General features: G+C 72.4%; 21 protein-coding genes. 5 read left to right on the forward strand and 16 right to left on the reverse strand.

What is annotated here, in order from left to right; genetic code table 11:
- The first annotated feature begins 36 nt into the window (after nt 1-36).
- Both OO60_RS34830 and OO60_RS34835 read left to right on the forward strand, forming a co-directional pair.
- Nucleotides 37-1074, forward strand: a complete 1038-nt coding sequence (locus OO60_RS34830) for a LacI family DNA-binding transcriptional regulator (RefSeq protein WP_004561765.1) — start codon at nt 37-39, stop codon at nt 1072-1074.
- A gap of 69 nt (nt 1075-1143) precedes the next feature.
- Complete coding sequence (locus tag OO60_RS34835) at nt 1144-2010, forward strand: LacI family DNA-binding transcriptional regulator (protein WP_004561764.1); 867 nt, start codon at nt 1144-1146, stop codon at nt 2008-2010.
- Nucleotides 2011-2013: 3 nt separating this feature from the next.
- Here the strand turns inward: OO60_RS34835 and OO60_RS34840 are convergent, their stop codons facing one another.
- Complete coding sequence (locus tag OO60_RS34840; protein WP_004561763.1) at nt 2014-3003, reverse strand: glycoside hydrolase family 76 protein; 990 nt, start codon at nt 3001-3003, stop codon at nt 2014-2016.
- Between the two features lie 51 nt (nt 3004-3054).
- On the opposite strand from OO60_RS34840, the gene OO60_RS34845 reads away from it, so the two are divergent.
- Both OO60_RS34845 and OO60_RS34850 read left to right on the forward strand, forming a co-directional pair.
- The gene (locus OO60_RS34845) at nt 3055-5190 is read left to right on the forward strand and encodes a molybdopterin-dependent oxidoreductase (RefSeq protein ID WP_033262942.1); all 2136 of its coding nucleotides are present in this window, start codon (nt 3055-3057) and stop codon (nt 5188-5190) included.
- A 67-nt stretch (nt 5191-5257) separates the two neighbouring features.
- Complete coding sequence (locus tag OO60_RS34850; RefSeq protein WP_004561761.1) at nt 5258-6226, forward strand: cellulase family glycosylhydrolase; 969 nt, start codon at nt 5258-5260, stop codon at nt 6224-6226.
- A 3-nt stretch (nt 6227-6229) separates the two neighbouring features.
- On the opposite strand, the gene OO60_RS34855 is transcribed toward OO60_RS34850, so the two are convergent.
- From OO60_RS34855 to OO60_RS34905, 11 genes are all read right to left on the reverse strand, one after another.
- Entirely contained in the window at nt 6230-6880 is a 651-nt protein-coding gene (locus OO60_RS34855; protein WP_004561760.1) for a TrmH family RNA methyltransferase, read from the reverse strand.
- A gap of 14 nt (nt 6881-6894) precedes the next feature.
- Nucleotides 6895-7284, reverse strand: a complete 390-nt coding sequence (locus tag OO60_RS34860) for a DUF2784 domain-containing protein (RefSeq protein WP_004561759.1) — start codon at nt 7282-7284, stop codon at nt 6895-6897.
- A gap of 283 nt (nt 7285-7567) precedes the next feature.
- Complete coding sequence (locus tag OO60_RS34865; RefSeq protein WP_004561758.1) at nt 7568-8125, reverse strand: alkaline shock response membrane anchor protein AmaP; 558 nt, start codon at nt 8123-8125, stop codon at nt 7568-7570.
- A gap of 115 nt (nt 8126-8240) precedes the next feature.
- Complete coding sequence (locus tag OO60_RS34870) at nt 8241-8765, reverse strand: DUF6286 domain-containing protein (protein WP_033262943.1); 525 nt, start codon at nt 8763-8765, stop codon at nt 8241-8243.
- On the reverse strand, nt 8762-9037 hold the full coding sequence (locus tag OO60_RS34875) for an Asp23/Gls24 family envelope stress response protein (protein WP_033262944.1): 276 nt from the start codon (nt 9035-9037) through the stop codon (nt 8762-8764). Before OO60_RS34875 ends, OO60_RS34870 begins: the two co-directional genes overlap by 4 nt.
- A 2-nt stretch (nt 9038-9039) precedes the next feature.
- A complete protein-coding gene (locus OO60_RS34880; RefSeq protein WP_004561755.1) occupies nt 9040-9222 on the reverse strand; it encodes a hypothetical protein in 183 nt (60 codons plus the stop codon).
- A gap of 1 nt (nt 9223) precedes the next feature.
- A complete protein-coding gene (locus tag OO60_RS34885; protein ID WP_004561754.1) occupies nt 9224-9667 on the reverse strand; it encodes an Asp23/Gls24 family envelope stress response protein in 444 nt (147 codons plus the stop codon).
- A 97-nt stretch (nt 9668-9764) separates the two neighbouring features.
- Nucleotides 9765-10061, reverse strand: a complete 297-nt coding sequence (locus tag OO60_RS34890; protein WP_004561753.1) for a hypothetical protein — start codon at nt 10059-10061, stop codon at nt 9765-9767.
- Nucleotides 10058-10420 (reverse strand): Asp23/Gls24 family envelope stress response protein, encoded by a 363-nt coding sequence (locus OO60_RS34895; RefSeq protein WP_033262945.1) that lies wholly within the window; start codon nt 10418-10420, stop codon nt 10058-10060. The genes OO60_RS34890 and OO60_RS34895 overlap by 4 nt, the downstream gene beginning before the upstream one ends.
- On the reverse strand, nt 10417-10971 hold the full coding sequence (locus tag OO60_RS34900) for a hypothetical protein (protein ID WP_033262946.1): 555 nt from the start codon (nt 10969-10971) through the stop codon (nt 10417-10419). Before OO60_RS34900 ends, OO60_RS34895 begins: the two co-directional genes overlap by 4 nt.
- Nucleotides 10962-11513 (reverse strand): RNA polymerase sigma factor, encoded by a 552-nt coding sequence (locus tag OO60_RS34905; protein ID WP_033262947.1) that lies wholly within the window; start codon nt 11511-11513, stop codon nt 10962-10964. The genes OO60_RS34900 and OO60_RS34905 overlap by 10 nt, the downstream gene beginning before the upstream one ends.
- 160 nt (nt 11514-11673) lie before the next feature.
- Between OO60_RS34905 and OO60_RS34910 the strand changes: the two genes are divergently transcribed.
- Nucleotides 11674-11859, forward strand: coding sequence for a CsbD family protein (locus tag OO60_RS34910; RefSeq protein ID WP_033262948.1), 186 nt, complete (start codon nt 11674-11676; stop codon nt 11857-11859).
- 40 nt (nt 11860-11899) lie between these two features.
- Here the strand turns inward: OO60_RS34910 and pyrE are convergent, their stop codons facing one another.
- From pyrE to OO60_RS34930, 4 genes are all read right to left on the reverse strand, one after another.
- Nucleotides 11900-12463, reverse strand: coding sequence for an orotate phosphoribosyltransferase (gene pyrE / locus OO60_RS34915; RefSeq protein WP_033262949.1), 564 nt, complete (start codon nt 12461-12463; stop codon nt 11900-11902).
- A 27-nt stretch (nt 12464-12490) separates the two neighbouring features.
- Nucleotides 12491-14938 carry an ABC transporter permease gene (locus OO60_RS34920; protein WP_033262950.1) on the reverse strand — a complete coding sequence of 816 codons (2448 nt, stop codon included), beginning with the start codon at nt 14936-14938 and terminating at the stop codon, nt 12491-12493.
- A complete protein-coding gene (locus tag OO60_RS34925; protein WP_004559432.1) occupies nt 14938-15672 on the reverse strand; it encodes an ABC transporter ATP-binding protein in 735 nt (244 codons plus the stop codon). Before OO60_RS34925 ends, OO60_RS34920 begins: the two co-directional genes overlap by 1 nt.
- Nucleotides 15673-15748: 76 nt before the next feature.
- Nucleotides 15749-16507 (reverse strand): SDR family NAD(P)-dependent oxidoreductase, encoded by a 759-nt coding sequence (locus OO60_RS34930; RefSeq protein ID WP_033262967.1) that lies wholly within the window; start codon nt 16505-16507, stop codon nt 15749-15751.
- Nucleotides 16508-16543: the final 36 nt, after the last annotated feature.

The raw sequence follows: 16543 nt of genomic DNA on the forward strand, positions 1-16543 counted from the left end.
AAGCGTTTGCGCAAACGCTTGCCGGGAAGGATTGGTATGCCCCAGCCGAGATCATCGCGGCCGACCCAGCGGGACATCGCCGAGCTCGCCGGCGTCTCGATCACGACCGTCTCCCACGTCGTGAACGGAACGCGCGCGGTCGCCGAGGACACCAAGGCGGCCGTGCTGCGGGCGATCGAGACGACCGGCTACACCGGCGACGCGATCGCCCGCTCACTGGTCACGGGCGGCACGCGGTCGATCGGGATGGCGATCTCGCTGGTGGCCAACCCGTACTTCGCGACGCTGATGCAGGCGATCGAGCGGGAGGCGTCGGCGCACGGCTACACCGTCCTGCTGGCCGACACCCACGACCGCGCGGACACCGAGCGTGACACCGTGCGGGCGCTGCGCTCCCGTCGCGTCGACGGCCTGCTCATCACCCCCGCCCCCGGCGACGGCCCGGTGATCGGCGAGCTCGTGTCCCTCGACGTGCCGACGGTGCTGATCGACCGGCTGTCCACCCGCACCGACGTCGACCAGGTCGGCTCGGAGAACATCCAGGCGACGTCGGCGCTGACCGCGCACCTGGCGACGCTCGGGCACCGGCGGGTCGGGATGATCAGCGGCGTGCCCGGGCTGTCGACGAGCGAGGAGCGCGTGCTCGGCTACCGGCTGGGGCTGGGCCGGTCCGGGCTCACGTGGTCGTCCGAGCTCGTGGCCTGCGGAAACTCCTCGCGCGAGGGTGGCGCACTGGCGTTGAGCACGCTGCTGGCGCTGCCCGAGCCGCCGACGGCGCTGGTGGTCGGGAACGACAGCATGATGGTCGGCGTGCTGCACGAAGCACGGCGGCGCGGGCTGCGGATCGGGCGCGACCTGCCGGTGGTGGTCTACGACGACGTCGAGTGGGCGGACCTGGTCGACCCGCCGCTGACGACGATGGCGCAGCCGATCGAGGAGATCGGCCGGCAGGCGGTGCGGCTGCTGCTGGCCCGGATCAACGACCCGGCGCGCAAGGCCGAAACGGTCCGGCTGGCCCCCACCCTGCGTCACCGTGAGTCGTGCGGCTGTCCCCCGGTTCACTCACTTCAGTGAATCTGGGTTCCTGACACTCCCGCGCGGCCGTTCAGCGGATACTTTGCGGCTGAGCGTCTGCGAGGGCTTATGACCGCACTTTCGCCGGAGCTCCGGTTGTGGGACCCCCCGGTCACCTACCGGATCGGCGTCGCGATGGGTGTGCACGCGAACCCGTACTCGGGTGAGCTGCTGCGCGCGATCAGGGCGGCCGCGGCGCAGGCGGGGTGTGACGTCGTACTGGCCGACACCAGCGACACCGCGAGCGAAGAGGCCGCGGTGGTGCGCGAGCTGCGCGCGGACCTGGTGGACGGCGTGCTGCTGGTCCCCTCGGCCGGCGGCGAAGCGGTGGTCAACGGCCTGGTCCGGATGGGCGTGCCGACGGTGCTGGTGGACCGGGTGGCCGCGCGCAACGACGTCGACCAGGTGGGTACGGAGAACGTGCACGCGGTGGCGTCGCTGGTCCGGCACCTGACGTCCCGCCGCCACCGCAAGATCGGCCTGGTCTCGGGCGACGAGGGCCTGGAGGTCAGCCGCGAGCGCGTCCGCGGCTACCGGCTCGGCCTGGAGCAGGCGGGCCTGCGCTTCAACCACGAGCTGGTGGCGTGCGGGTTCTCGGACTCGGGCGGCGCCACCCGCGCGACGGCCAAGCTCCTGGACGGCTGGCCGTCCCCGACGGCCCTGGTGGTGGCGGACGAGTCGATGCTGGTGGGCGTCCAGTACGAGGCCCACCGCCGCGGGATCCGGATCGGCTCGGAGCTGGCGGTGGTGGGCTACGGCGACATGGACTGGGCGCGCCGGGTGAGCCCGGCGGTGACCACGCTGGTCCAGCCGGTCGCGGACCTGGGCCGCCGGGCGGTGCAGCTGCTGATGTCCCGCATGGCCGACCCGGACCGCCCGCCGGAGTCGGTCTGGCTGACCCCGAAATTCCTCCACGGCGCCTCCTGCGGCTGCTGAGGCTCACGAGACCTTCGCGGCGGCCTCCAGGAGCATCCAGCCGCCGACCTGGACCGACAGGTCTCGCTCGGGGGCGTCCTCCGGGAGGGGCCAGGGGGCCGGGCGGTCCCAGTACGCGCTGAACACCAGGCCGGGTGCCGCACCTGACCAGCACGCCTCGGCGGAGTCGAGGACCAGTGAGCGGGCCGTCTCGGCTTCCCGGCCCGGGAGGGAACGGGCCGCCAGGGCCAGGTATCGGGCCAGGATCGCCGCGAACAGGCCACCGTCGCCGCCGCCCTGGCCGCGGATCACTCCGCCGGGCGCGAGGTGCTCCGCCACCGCACGGACCGTCCGAGCAGCATCGTCCACTAAGGACAACTCCAGGCACGCACCGAGGTAAACCCCCTGGCAGTACGTGTAGATGTGCTTCACCAGCTCGCCCGTGTCCGCACGGATCCCGTCCCAGACCAGACCGGACTCCGGATCGACCAAAGTGGACGTCAGCCACGAAGTCATCTCGCGGGCCCGGGCGAGATTGCCGGACCGGGCGTGGAAGATCGCCGCCGGGCCGTTGGCCGGGGCGTTCTTGAAGTCGTCGCCTCGGCGCCACCAGATCCCGCCGCCCGCCGCCGACGTCCAGCCCGACAGCAACTGCGTGTCGATGGCCGCCAATGCCGGGCCGACGTCGATGCCGAGCGTGGAGACCCGTTGCAGCGCAAGGCCGAGCCACGCGATGTCGTCGTAGTAGTCGTTGGTCCAGCGACCGAAGTTGCGCAGCCGCACCGAACGCACGAACGACCGGATCAAGGCGAGCCGACCGGAAGCAGGCGCTCGCAGCTGCGCGTCGACCAGGGTGTCCAGCAGGTGGGCCTGCCACCAGTAGTTCCAGTGCCAGTGCAGCCGCTGATCGACGGCGGCCGGCCAGCGGCTGCGCCCGAGGACCGTGCCGGGCAGGCCCCACACCCGGCGCAGGTGCCGCGAAGTCACCGCGCGTTCCGCGGCCGAGACGTCCATGACGCAATCGTGCCTTGCCCATCGACATACCGCTCGGTATGTTCGGTGGTCATGACGACGGCCCACGTCACCTGCCCGCTGTGCGAAGCCACCTGCGGTCTCGAAGTGACGCTCGACGCGAACCAGCAGGTCACCCGCGTCAAAGGTGACGACAAGGACGTCTTCTCGCGGGGCTACATCTGCCCCAAGGGCGCGTCGCTCGGCGCCCTGCACCACGACCCCGACCGGCTGACCGCCCCGCTGCTCAAGCGCGACGGCGAGTTCGTCGAGGTCAGCTGGCAGGAGGCGTACGACGAGATCGCCCGCCGCCTCCCGCCGATCATCGAACAGCACGGCCGCGCCGCCGTCGCCGTGTACGCGGGCAACCCCGGCGTGCACAACATCGCGCTGACCCTCTACGGCCGCGTACTCTACAAAGCGTTGGGCACCAAGAACTTCTACAGCGCCACCTCGGTCGACCAGCTGCCGAAGCACTACTCCGCCGGCACGATGTTCGGCGACCCGCTCGCCATCCCGGTGCCCGACCTCGACCGGACGCGGCACCTGCTGATCCTCGGCGCCAACCCGCTCGTCTCCAACGGCAGCCTGATGACCGCGCCGGACATCCGCGGGCGGCTGCGCGGGATCCGCGAGCGCGGCGGCAAGATCGTCGTCGTCGACCCGCGCCGCACGCGCACCGCCGCGTTCGCCGACGAGCACCACGCCATCCGCCCCGGCACCGACGCGCTGCTGCTGTTCGCGCTGGTCAACGTCCTGTTCGCGGAGAACCTCGTCGCCCCTGGCCGCCTCGAAGACCACCTCAACGGCCTCGACGACGTCCGCGCGCTGGCCGAACCGTTCACCCCGGAGGCCGTCGCCCCGCGCACCGGCATCGATGCCGGCGAGATCCGCCGGATGGCGCGGGAGCTGACCTCGGACAACGCCGTGGTCTACGGCCGGATCGGCACCACGACCCAGGCGTTCGGCACCGTCGCGAGCTGGCTGGTCGACGTCCTCAACGTGCTCACCGGCCACCTCGACAGCCCGGGCGGCGCGATGTTCCCGCTGGCTGCGTGCCAGCCCACCGGGAACCGGCGCCCGTTCGCCGTCGGGCGCTGGCGCAGCCGCGTGCGCGGCCTGCCCGAGGTCGTCGGCGAACTGCCGGTCGCGACGCTCGCCGACGAGATCGAGACGCCGGGCGAGGGCCAGGTTCGCGCGCTGATCACGGTCAGCGGCAACCCCTGCCTGAGCACGCCGAACGCCGGCCGGCTGGCCGCGGCGCTGGAAAGCCTCGACTTCATGATCTCGGTCGACGTCTACCTCAACGAGACGTCCCGGCAGGCCGACGTCATCCTGCCCGGCCCGTCGCCGCTCGAGCGCCCGCACTTCGACCTGGCCTTCTACCAGCTGTCCATCCGCAACATCGCCAACTGGACCCCCGCGACGCTGCCGTCGGCGCTGCCGCAGGAGTGGGAGACCATGCTGCGGCTCACCGGCATCGTCGCCGGTCAGGGGCCTGAGGCCGACGTCGCGGCGCTGGACGACTTCGTCGCCGCCGACGTCGCCCGCCGCGCCGGGCTGGCGGTCACCCAAGACCGGACCGGGCCCGCGCGCCTGGTCGACCTGATGCTGCGCGCGGGGCCGTACGACGTCACGCTCGCCGACCTCGAAGCCGCCCCGCACGGCGTGGACTTCGGGCCGCTGAAGCCGCGGATCCCGGAGGTGCTGTGCACCGCGTCCGGGCGGATCGAACTGGCGCCGGCGGAGATCGTCGCCGACGTTCCGCGCCTGCGGGAAGAGCTCGCGAAAACCGCGGACGACGGCCTGGTGCTGATCGGTCGGCGGCACCTGAGCTCGAACAACTCGTGGATGCACAACCTGGCGCCCCTGGTCCGCGGCGGCAACCGCTGCACGGTCCAGGTCCACCCGGCCGACGCGACCCGACTCGGCCTCACCGACGGCGGCCTCGCGTCGGTGACGTCCCGCGCCGGGAAACTGCAGGTCCCGGTGGAGGTCACCGACGAGATCCGGCCGGGCGTGGTGAGCATCCCGCACGGCTGGGGCCACGACGCCGACGGCTCGCGGACGCGGGTCGCGAGCGCGAACCCCGGCGTCAACTCGAACCTCGTCGCCGACGAGACGCTGCTGGACGTTCCGTCCGGAACGTCGGTGTTGAACGGCATTCCCGTCGAGGTCACCCCCGTCTGACCCTTGACGTGCCGGGGGCCATCGAGGATTCTCGACGCGGCATGTTTACGTGAACATCGGAGTTCGCATGGCCCGCTTCCGTCGCTGCCTGCTCGCCCTCTTGCTCGTTCCCCTCTTCGCCGTCCCGCACGACGCCGTCGCCGCCACCAACGGGTTCCGCGGCGTCAACTGGGCGGACGCTCGCGACAACTACGTGGACGGCTGGGTGATCCCGACCGGCCTCACCGCCGGGGACAGCTACGACAGCGTCCGCGGCAAGGCCGACGGCATCATCACCGGCTTCCAGCAGAAACTCGGCGCGAACACCGTGCGGCTGCCGATCAACCCGCAGAGCGTCAATTCCGACTGGTGGGGGCGGTACAAGGGCGCCGCCGACTCGGCCCTGGCCCACGGCATGAAGGTCATCTTCGGCTACTGGGAAGCGAACAAGGACGGCTTCGTCGACGACGTCAACGCCTGGAACACCATGTGGGACAAGGTCACCAGCGACTACGGCGGCAACGGCAACGTCTACTTCGAACCGATGAACGAGCCGTTCGGCTACAGCCTCAACGACTGGGTGTCGCTCTGCTCGACCTGGCTGTCCCGGCACTCGACCATCCCGCGCGGCCGGGTGCTGATCAGCGGCACCGGCTACAACGACAACGTGACCGGCGTCGGCGCGGCGAGCGCGCTGGACGGCACGCTGCTCTCGCTGCACTTCTACGGCTTCTGGGCCTCGGACACGACCCGCTCGGCGTGGACGGCGAACCTCAGCAACCGGCTCGGGTCGTACTCCGCCCGCACGATCATCGACGAGGCAGGCGCCCCGATGACGACCGGCCTGAACTACTCGGCCGGCCACCAGGACGGCAACAACTTCACCGCGTACTTCGCCGCCACGACGGACCTCGCGCGGTCCCGGCAGATCGGCGTCGTCTACTGGCCCGGCCTGCGGTCGGGTGACACGTACTCGATCACGCGGCAGAGCGGCAGCGGCCTGGAGACGAACAACGCGACGGGCGTGGTCCAGCTGCGCTGGGGCTGGGGCCTGTAGGCGTCACCAGGCACGGCCGAGGTCGGCGTGCTGCCGGATCCAGGCGTGCATGACGATCCCGGCCGCGACCCCGGCGTTGATCGAACGGGTGGTGCCGAACTGCGCGATCGACACCACCAGCGACGCGGCCTCCTGCGCTTCGCCGGAGAGCCCGGGGCCTTCCTGGCCGAAGAGCAGGACGCACGCACGCGGGATCTCGGCCGTCTCGACCGGCTGCGAACCAGGGGTGTTGTCGACCGCGACGACGGCCAGCCCCTGCTCCGCGGCGAAATCCACCAACCCCGAGACGTCGTCGTGGTGACGCAGGTGCTGGTAGCGGTCGGTCACCATGGCCCCGCGCCGGTTCCAGCGCCGCCGGCCGACGATGTGCACCTCGGCCGCGGCGAACGCGTTCGCTGTGCGGACCACGGTGCCGATGTTGTGGTCGTGCTGGAAGTTCTCGATGGCCACGTGGAACGGGTGCCGCCGGCTGTCCACATCGGACACGATGGCTTCGCGGCGCCAGTAGCGGTAGGCGTCGACGACGTTCCGGCGGTCGCCGTCCCGCAGCAGCTCGGGGTCGTACCGCTCGTCCGACGGCCACTCACCCGGCCACGGGCCGACGCCGACCTCTTCGCGGCTGACCCATTCGGTGGGCCCGGGTGTGGTGTTCACCCGGCGATTGTCGCTCAGCCCAGGTGGACCGGGCGCACGTGGGTTTCCTCGTCGTGGCGGTGGCGCCACCGGTGGTAGACGCCGACGTAGGAGTAGGCGACGACCACGATCGCGACGATCCCGATCGCCGGCAGCCACGACTGCGGGAACACCGTGCCGTAGAGGTAGTAGGCGTTGAAGCCGCCGGGCAGGTCGCCGAGGCCCTGCTGGTGGCGGAAGAAGTTCTCCAGCGCGGTGAGCGGGCACGGCACCGGCGTCACGTTCACCAGCACGCCCCAGGCCGCGGCGAACATGTGGACGAAGATCAGCTTCGGCCAGCGCCAGGCGAGGAAGCCCCCCAACCCGATGAGCAGCAGGGCCAGAATGTGCACCGCGACGGTCACGTCGGCCAGGAACTTCGCCATCGCACCCCCCTCCACCGATCCCCCTACCAGCGACTTTACTCCGCCGCCCGGGATCGTCCGCCTCTATGGATGCCCAGCGGTGTGATGTTTAACCCAGCGGAGCAACCCGTTCACCTGCGTGGTGACGGAGGCGTTACGCCGGGTGGGAATTCCGGCGGCCGCTTCGCGGGGTACTGCGTCGGCTCCTCGTGGGGGTACTGGTCCGGCGCACCGTCCGGTTTCTTCCGGTTCGGGTCATGTGGGCGCTGCGGGTCCTCCTCCATGCCCCGACGGTACGCCGGGGTCAGCGCGCGCGAGACCCGGTTTTCGCGGTCAGCCGAATTTCCAGCCGCACGGGGAGGTCCCCGACTTCGAGGGCCTGCCGCAGCCGTGGCACGGCGTGCTCGGCAACCCGTTGCCGCAGCGCGGCGGGATCGGCGTCCCGGCCGGTGGTGACGACGAGGTCCAGTGCGGGAGCGTCCCGCGGCCCGGACAGCCAGGCCGACGCGGCGAGGACGCCCGGATAGGTCTCGACATCGGCCGCGACCGGAGCGGCGGCGGTCGCGGAACCCAGCACGGTGGCGCCGGCGTCCCCGGTGGTCCGCCAGGTGGTGGCCTTCGGACGGCGGAACGCCTGCGCGGCCAGCCACCGCAGGCAGAGCAGCCCCAGCCCGACGGCGCCGGCGATGACCAGGTAGAAGACCCAGGTGGGCGGCGGAGCGGTACCGGGGACCAGCGGTGCGGAGGGGTCGAGGAGGCGGAGTTCCCCGAAGTGCGTGGCCACGGCGAACCCACCGGCGGCGAGCAGGACGAGGCCGATCAGGGCGAGGAGGGTGCGGTTCAGGGCGGCTGGGCGGTTCATCACGCACCTCCGGAAGTGATTCCGAGCGCCTCGGCGCCGCTCACCGCTCCGGTCGAACGAGAACCAACCCGCCCGCAACCGGCACCGACCCCCTGCGCTTCCTGCACCACTCCGTTCACCGCCGACCTCCTCGTACCCGTACCCGTACCTCCGGCACCTTCGCCGGCCCCACCCGCTCCAGGCGCCCTTGGACCGCGGTCCGGACCGCCTCCGCCAGGCCCTCCCGGTTCGTCCGGTTGGTCCGGACCTTCACCCGGACCTTCCGGCGCCCCAGCCGCAGCCCGGCGGCCGCCACCCCGTCGACCGACTCGGCCGCCGCTCGCAGCGAGCGCTCCAAGCCGTGGCGGGGGGTGCCCGCGTCGATCCCCGCTGCCGACGCGAGCGCCACCACCACCGGGCGGCCGCGGAGGAGGGCCGCCGCCAGGAGTGCGCACCCCGCCAGAACCGCTGCCCCGCCCCCGACGAGCACGGGCAGTTCGTTCCAGGACGTGGCGTGCACCCGGGCGGCGACCGCGTCGTACGACAGCACCGGCCGCTGCCCGAGCAGCCGCTGCACCAGCGCCGTCGTCACCAGCGTGCAGACCGCCAGCACCACCAGGGCCGTCAGCGCCGCCGGCACGCTCCGCCTCGGCCGCCTCACCGGGCACCGCCGGCGATCGTGATGTCCACGCGCTCCACGCGGAGCCCGGTCAGGTCCGCCGCCCGCTCGCGCAGGTGGACGCGGACCCGCTCGGCCGTCGCCGCGATCGGGGCCGGGTAGGTCACCGGCAGCCGGATGTCCAAAGTGGTCACTTCTCCGTCCACAGTGGCCTCCGCGGTGACGGCGCCGTCCACGCCGCCGACCTCACGGGCGGCGCGGGCGGCGATGCGCCGGACCGCGCGCGGGGCCACCGTCGTCACTCCGCGTTCCACCGCTACCTCCGATCGCGGGCGGCGCCCACGAGGGCGGACACGTCGAGTTTGCCGTCGGCCCAGCGGCCGGCCAGCAGGCCGAGCCCGCCGAGCAGCAGCACCGCGACGAAGGCGCCGAACCCGCCGAAGCCGGCCGCGAAACCCAGTGCCACGCCGAAAAGGAGGCCGATCAGGGTCGCGTTCACGTCACTGCACCCGGTCCGAGCCGGTGGATTCCTCGTCGTCGCCCGGGATGTGGACGTCGGTGACGTTGATGTTCACCTCGACCACCTGCAACCCGGTCATCTGCTCGATCGCCGTGATCACGTTGCGGCGCACCGAACGCGCGAGGTCCGCGATGGCGACGCCGTACTCGACGAGCACCTGCAGGTCGACCGCGGCCTGCTTCTCGCCGACCTCGACCGACACGCCCTGGCCGACGCTGGCGGACGCGCCCGGGATGCGGTCGCGGATCGCGCTCAGCGCCCGCGCCGCGCCGCCGCCGAGGTCGTGCACACCACGGACCTCGCGCGCGGCGAGCCCGGCGATCTTCTGCACCACCGTGTCGGCGATGGTCGTGGTGCCCTGCTTGGTGACGAGCGCGGACTCGGTGGTGGTGGCCACGGTGTTCTTCTCGGCCGTCACGGTCATGGTGGTCCTCCTTGGATGTCCTGCGGGACAAGGCTTTTTCGCCTTGTTCGTAACTGAGGACACCCCCGGTCGGGGAACCGTCACTGTGACGTGGGTCTCACGCGAAAGCGGCGCCGTCTAGGTCGGTGACCACCAGCTGCAGCCCCGCTTCCGCCCACTCGGTACCCGCCAGGACCGAGCGCACGGCGTCCGCCGCGCGGTCCAGCAACGGCGGGATCGGCAGCCGGGTCGCGATCAGGCGGATCCGGACCACGTCGGTGTCCAGTTCCACCGCCATGCCGTCCCAGTCGACCGGCAGCCACGTCGTGCCCGGCGAAACCGGCGTCGCCGGGCGCAGGCCGTCCACTTCTTTGAGCACGCCGACGATCTTCTCGACGGCGTCGTCCGCCGTCACCGGACCGCCGGTTCGATGTCCATGATGGACACCGTCACCTCGTCGACGACCAGCCCGGTCTGCTCGGCCACGAACCGCGTCACCGCGCGCTGGACCGCCCGGCCCACCGCGGCGGCCTGGTCGGCCGCCGCGGTGACCAGGTCGATGTGGACGGTCACCCGGCCGTCCGCGGTCCGGACCCGGACGCCGTCCGACGGCGCCGGGTCGAGGCCCCGCCACCGCTGGCGGGCCGCGCGCGTCCACGCCGTCACCAGGCCGCGCAGGCCCGGTTCGAGCCGCACGACTCCCGGCGTGGTGATCGCCGCCCGTGCCGCCACGCTGGCGATCACCGGATCGGCGACCACGTAATCGACGCTCATTCCCCCGGCTCCTCATACAGGTCGTCCACGAACAGGTCGAGCTTCGCCAGCGTCAGGCCCACCCGGGCCGCGGCCGCCGCGGTCACCCGCTCCCGCACCTTCGCCAACGCTTCGCCGCCCGTGGCGTTCCGCAGGCTCAGCGCGAGGGTGAGTTCGACCTCGACCCCGCCGGGCACGGTCCGCACCCGGCAGCGCCGCGCCCGGACGCCGTCGACGGTGTCCGCCGCGTACCGCAGCACCGCCGCCACCGCCTGCTCGCTGACCTCGACGAACCCGGGTTCCGGGGTCGGCAGCCGCACCATCGAGCCGCGCCGCACCTCCGCCCGCACGGCCGACATGATCCGGCCGAACAGGTCCGGCGAGGGCGCGTCTTCCTCGGCCACCAGTTCCGACGTCGCTTCGCGCAGCGCCAGCAGGCTTTCTCGGGCGGCCCGGCAGTGCGGGCAGGTCAGTTCGTGTTCGTCGGCCAGCCCGGCGCCGACCGCGTCGAGCCGCTCCCACACCTGTTCGACATCGCGTTCGCAGGGCAGTTCGTAGTCCGTCATCGCCATGGCTTCATCACCTCCGCCAGCTGGGCCCGGGCGCGCGCGATCCGGCCGCGGACGGCCGTCGCGTTCGCGCCGACGGTTTCGCCGATCTCTTCGTAGGACCGGCCGTGCACTTCACGCAGCAGCCAGCACGCCCGTTGCTCGGGGGTCAGCTGCTCCAGAGCCGCGTTCAACGCCGCGAGCTGGCTGCTCACCTGGACAGCCCGCTCCGGTTGCAGATCGGTCCGCGGCGACTCGGCGGTGTCGAGGTCGACGTCGGCCTGGGGTTTGCGCGCGCGGATCGCGTTGAGGCAGCGGTTCGTGGTGGCCCGGTAGAGCCAGCCGACGAAGGCGGCGTCCTCGCCGAGCTGGTCGAGCTTGCGCCAGGCGTTGAGGAACACCTCCTGCACGACGTCCTCGGCGTCGCCGCGGTGCGCGAGCATCTTCACGGCGAGCCGGAACATCGGGCCCTGGTAGCGCAGCACGAGCTGCTCGTACGCCCGGACGTCCCCGTCCCGCGCGCGGCCGACGAGAGTCACGTCGTCGAGCGGCGTAGTCGTCGTCACGGCACCTCCTCTGCGGGAGGACACCGGCGGGCGGAAATCGTCACGCACCGATTCTGGGTGACGGTTGTCACCCGGGCGAGTCCGTGACGATCGCGCGTCCCGGTGGTCTTCACGGCACCAGGGCGCCCCGCCGGGGCGCCGCCGGACCGGGAGGTGCCCCATGTCGCTGGGCGACAAGATCAGCAACAAGGCCGAGGAGCTGGGCGGCAAGGCCAAGGAGGCGGCCGGCCAGGCCACCGGTGACGAGCAGCTGCAGGCCGAGGGCCAGGCGGACCAGGCGAAGGCCGGCCTCAAGGGCGCGGTCGAACACGTGAAGGACGCCGCGAAGGACCTGTTCGGGAAGTGAGCCGCACGGACCGGGGACCGCGGGTCCCCGGTCCGCCGCGTCAGTTCAAGCCGAGGTCGTCCTGGCCGAGGATGTACCGGTACTCGAGGCCTTCCTTCTCGATGGCCTCCCGCGCCCCGGTGTCGCGGTCCACGACGGTCGCGACGCCGACCACGTCCGCGCCCGCCTCGCGCAGGGCCTCCACCGCCGTCAGGACGCTGCCGCCGGTCGTGGACGTGTCCTCCACCGCCAGCACGCGCTGGCCGCGGACCTCCATGCCCTCGATGCGCCGCTGCATGCCGTGCTCCTTGACGGCCTTGCGGACCACGAACGCGTCCAGCACGACCCCGTCGTTCGCCGCCGAGTGCAGCATCGCCAGCGCCACCGGGTCGGCGCCCAGCGTCAGGCCGCCGGCCGCCACGTAGTCCCAGTCCGCCGTCAGCTGGCGCAGGAGCTTGCCGATCAGCGGCGCGGCCGCGTGGTGCAGCGTCGCCCGCCGGAGGTCGATGTAGTAGTCGGCTTCCTTGCCGGACGCCAGGGTCACTTTTCCGTGCACCACGGAAAGATCGGTGACCAGCCTGGCCAGTTCGAGTTTCGCCGCTTGATCCAACCCGGGGTTCGCCACGGCCGTGAGTCTTACACACGGCCGCGTTCACTCACCGACGGATGTGGCCTCGACCGCACGCCCGCGCGTCGCCGCCCAGGCCGGGACCAGGATCGCCACCAGCGAGAGCACCACCGCGATCGCCAGCACCACCAGGTAGATCGCCACCGGGCCCGACGGCAGCAGCGACCCGGTCACCACCAGGCAGAACGGCACGATCGCCCCGGCCGCGACGAGCGTGCCGAGCAGCACCGCGATGGTCGCGATCAGGCCGCCTTCGACCCCGGCCATGCGCAGCACCTGGCCTCGGGTGAAGCCGCTCAGCCGCTGCACCCCGAACTCGCGGCGCCGCCGCGCGGTGGCCGTCACCAGCGTGTTCACCACGGAGATGACCGTGTACGCGAGGATCATCCCGACCAGCAGGTAGTTGACCCAGGCGCCGACCTCGTTGCCCTTGGCGTGCGCCGCGATGAGCGCCTCCCGGTCGCCGACGAACACCGGCAGCCCGGCCGTCGCCTCGCGGAGGCGGGCCGTGAGGGTCGCCGGGTCGACGCCGGGCGCGGCGCGGACCAGCAGCTGCGGTGCGAGCCCGAGGGTCGTGTGCGGGGCCAGCAGCGTGGCGGGCAGCACGAGCCGTTCGAACCCCGGGCGCTGGTTCACGACGGCGGTCACCCGCACGTCCACCGGCGTGCCGTCGCCGAGCTTCAGCGACAGCGTGTCGCCGACGTGGTGGCCGAGCGTCGCCGGCACCTCGACGGCGGTCCCGGTCAGCTCGCTGACGCCCAGCGCGGGCCGGCCGTCGTCGTTCTGGCCGTCGTCGAACGGCTTCTCGACGAACACCGTGCTCGTCACGTACTCCGACGCGCCGGCCACGCCCGGCACCGCACGCACCCGGTCCAGGACCGCCGGGTCGAGCCCGCCCGGCGCGCCGACGACGGCGTCCGCGCGCAGGTCCTCGGTGAACGCCTGGTTCGAGGCGGCTTCCTGGGTGGTCTGCAGGTAGATGTTGGCGGTCGCGATGCCGACCGCGAGCATGATCGGGGTGACCGCGCCGGCCGCCCGCACCGCGCCGACGCGGGTGTTGCGCAGCGCGACCCGGCCGTTGACGCCGGTGAGCGCGTGCACCGGCCAGCGCAGCAGCGTCGCCACCAGCTTCGTGACGCCGGGGCTGATGGCCGCGAGGCCGAACGCCCACAGCATCACCGCCGGACCGGCCGTGCTGGCCGCGACCGGGCCGGTCATCACCGCGACCGTCACGATCGCGAGCGCCGTCCCGCCGCCGAAGCACAGGATCGCGGTGACCAGCCGGATCGGCGTCAGCCAGCGCCGCTCGACGGCGGCTTCGGCGAGCGCCTCGGTCGGGCGGACCCGCGAAGCACGCTGTCCCGCCACGAAGGCCGCGGCGACGACGGCCAGCAGCGACGCGCCCGCGGCGACCGTCGCCGGGACCCAGCCCTGCTCGAACCGCAGCACGTCGGGCACGACGTGGTGGTCCGTGAGCTGCCCGAACAGCCAGTTCCCGAGCACCGGCCCGAGCGCCACCGCGGCGGCGACGGCGAGCAGCCCGACGGCGAACGCCTCGCCGAGCACCATCCGCCGCAGCTGGCGCGGGGTCGTGCCGACCGCGCGCAGCAGCGCGAGTTCACGCTGGCGCTGCTGCGTCGACAGCGTGAGCGTGCCCGCCACGACGAACACCATGACCAGCACCGACAGCCCGCCGGACACCGCGGCCAGCACGATCAGGTTCTCGCCGCTCTTGCCGGTCTCGGGGAACTCCAGGGCGCCGCGGTCGACGCCGGTCGTCACGACCCCGGCGTCCCCGACCGCCGCCGTCACCGCGGCGACGTCACCGCCGAAGACGCCGATCGCGTCGAAGCGGCCCGGATACCCGGAGAGCTTGTCGGCGTCCGAAGGCGCGAAGAACAGCGCGGAGTCCCGCATGGCCTGCGGCGCTTCGGCGATCCCGGAGATCCGGTACTGGCCGACGCGGCCGTGCGCGGCGACCGGCAGCGTGTCGCCGACGGCGAGGCCGAGCCCGGCGTCGACCACGACTTCGCCCGGCTTCGGCGCCTCGCCCTTCAGCGCGTACGGCGTCAGCACGGCGGAGTCCCAGGCGTGCCCGAGCACGCTCGCGGCGCCGATCTGCGCCGGGAAGCTGACCTCGCCGACCACGTTCGTGACGCCCGGGACCGCGCGCAGGCGATCGGCCAGCGCCGCGTCGAGCCGGACGCGCTCGGGCAGGGTCGCGGTCTCGGTCCGGTGCTTGTCCTCCGGATCCAGGGTCGCCGGGTTTTCGCGCGGCTGCTCGAACGTCTGCTGCCCGCCGACGACGATCGGGGCCGCGGCCAGCCGCTGCACCGGCGTCTCGGACCGGATGCCGGTCTCCATCAGGCCACCGCACGCCGAAACGACCAGCGCGCCGAAGAACACCGCGACGAACGTCGCCAGGAACCCGCCCTTGCGCAGCCGGAGGGTCCGCACCGCGAGCTTGAACATCAGGCCGCCACCCGGTCCCAGGCCCCCAGGTGGGTCATCCGCTCGGCGACGGCTTCCGCGGTCGGCCGGGCCAGCCGCCCGGCGATCCGGCCGTCGGCCAGGAAGACGACCTCGTCGGCGTAGGACGCGGCGACCGGGTCGTGGGTCACCATGATCACCGTCTGGCCGCCACCGCGGACGGAGTCGCGCAGCAGGCCGAGCACCTCGGCGGCGGTCCGGGTGTCGAGCGCGCCGGTCGGCTCGTCGGCGAACAGCACGGCGGGGCTGGTGACCAGGGCCCGCGCGATCGCGACGCGCTGCTGCTGGCCGCCGGAGAGCTGGCCGGGCAGGTGCTTGCGGCGCCCGTCGAGGCCGACGTGCGTCAGGATCCGTTCCACCAGCCGCTTGTCCGCGCGCTTGCCGGCCAGCTGCAGCGGCAGCACCACGTTCTGCTCGACCGTCAGTGCCGGGAGCAGGTTGAAGGATTGGAAGACGAAGCCGACGCGGTCGCGCCGCAGCTTCGTCAGGTAGGTCTCGTTCTTGCCGTCGAGGTCCTGGCCGTCGAGCACGACCCGGCCGGACGTCGGGCGGTCGAGACCGGCCGCGCAGTGCAGGAACGTGCTCTTGCCCGACCCGGACGGGCCCATCACCGCGGTGAACCCGCCGCGCGGGAACGCGATCGAAACCCCGTCCAGCGCGACCACGCCGCCGTACACCTTGCGCACGGCCTCGAGCCGAACCGCCTCAGTCGTCATGCTCGAAACGCTATGGCGGTGCGGCCGCCGGCACAGTGAAGGACACCGCAGTCTTCAGGTGGGGTAAACCCCACCCTCAGGTCCGGCCGCGGCCGCCGCTGATCCGGCGCAGCACGGCGCGCGGCAGCAGGCCGCCGAGCGCGACGACGGCCTTGTACTGCAGGCTCGGCACGGAGATCACCTTGCCGCGGCGCAGGTCCGCGAGGGCCTCGTTGACCACCTGTTCGACACCCAACCAGGCGATTTTCGGGCCGGGTTTGCCGATGCCGGCGCGCTCGTGGAACTCGGTCGCGGTGAAACCGGGGCAGAGCGCCATCATCCGGACACCCTTCGGCAGCGACACGGCGATGCCTTCGGTGAAGGAGGTGACCCAGTTCTTGCTCGCCGTGTACGTCGAGCCGCGGCCGCTGAAGAACCCCGCCACGCTGCTGACCTGGATGATTTCGCCGTGACCGCGTTCGATCATGCCCGGCAGCGCGGCCCGGGTGAGCCGCAGGACGGCGGTGACGTTGACGTCGAGCTGGCGCTGCAGCGCGTCCGGCGGGATGGTCCAGAAGTCGCCGTTGAGCCCGAAGCCGGCGTTGTTCACCAGGAGGTCGACCGGGCCGGTGGCGAGCCGCTCCTCGACCGCCGCCCGTCCGTCCACTTCGGACAGATCGGCGGGGAGCACCTCGACCGCGACACCGTGGCGTTCCCGCAGTTCAGCGGCGTAGGACTCCAGCCGCTCGACGTCACGGGCGACGAGCACCAGGTCGTACTTTTCGGCGGCGAGCGTGCGCGCGAACTGCGCTCCGATGCCCGCCGTGGCGCCGGTGATGAGGGCGGTGGTGGTCATGTGGGTGAACATACTCGCTGGTCACGGGCGGACGTG

It is taken from the genome of Amycolatopsis vancoresmycina, assembly GCF_000716785.1.
Classification (GTDB): domain Bacteria; phylum Actinomycetota; class Actinomycetes; order Mycobacteriales; family Pseudonocardiaceae; genus Amycolatopsis; species Amycolatopsis vancoresmycina.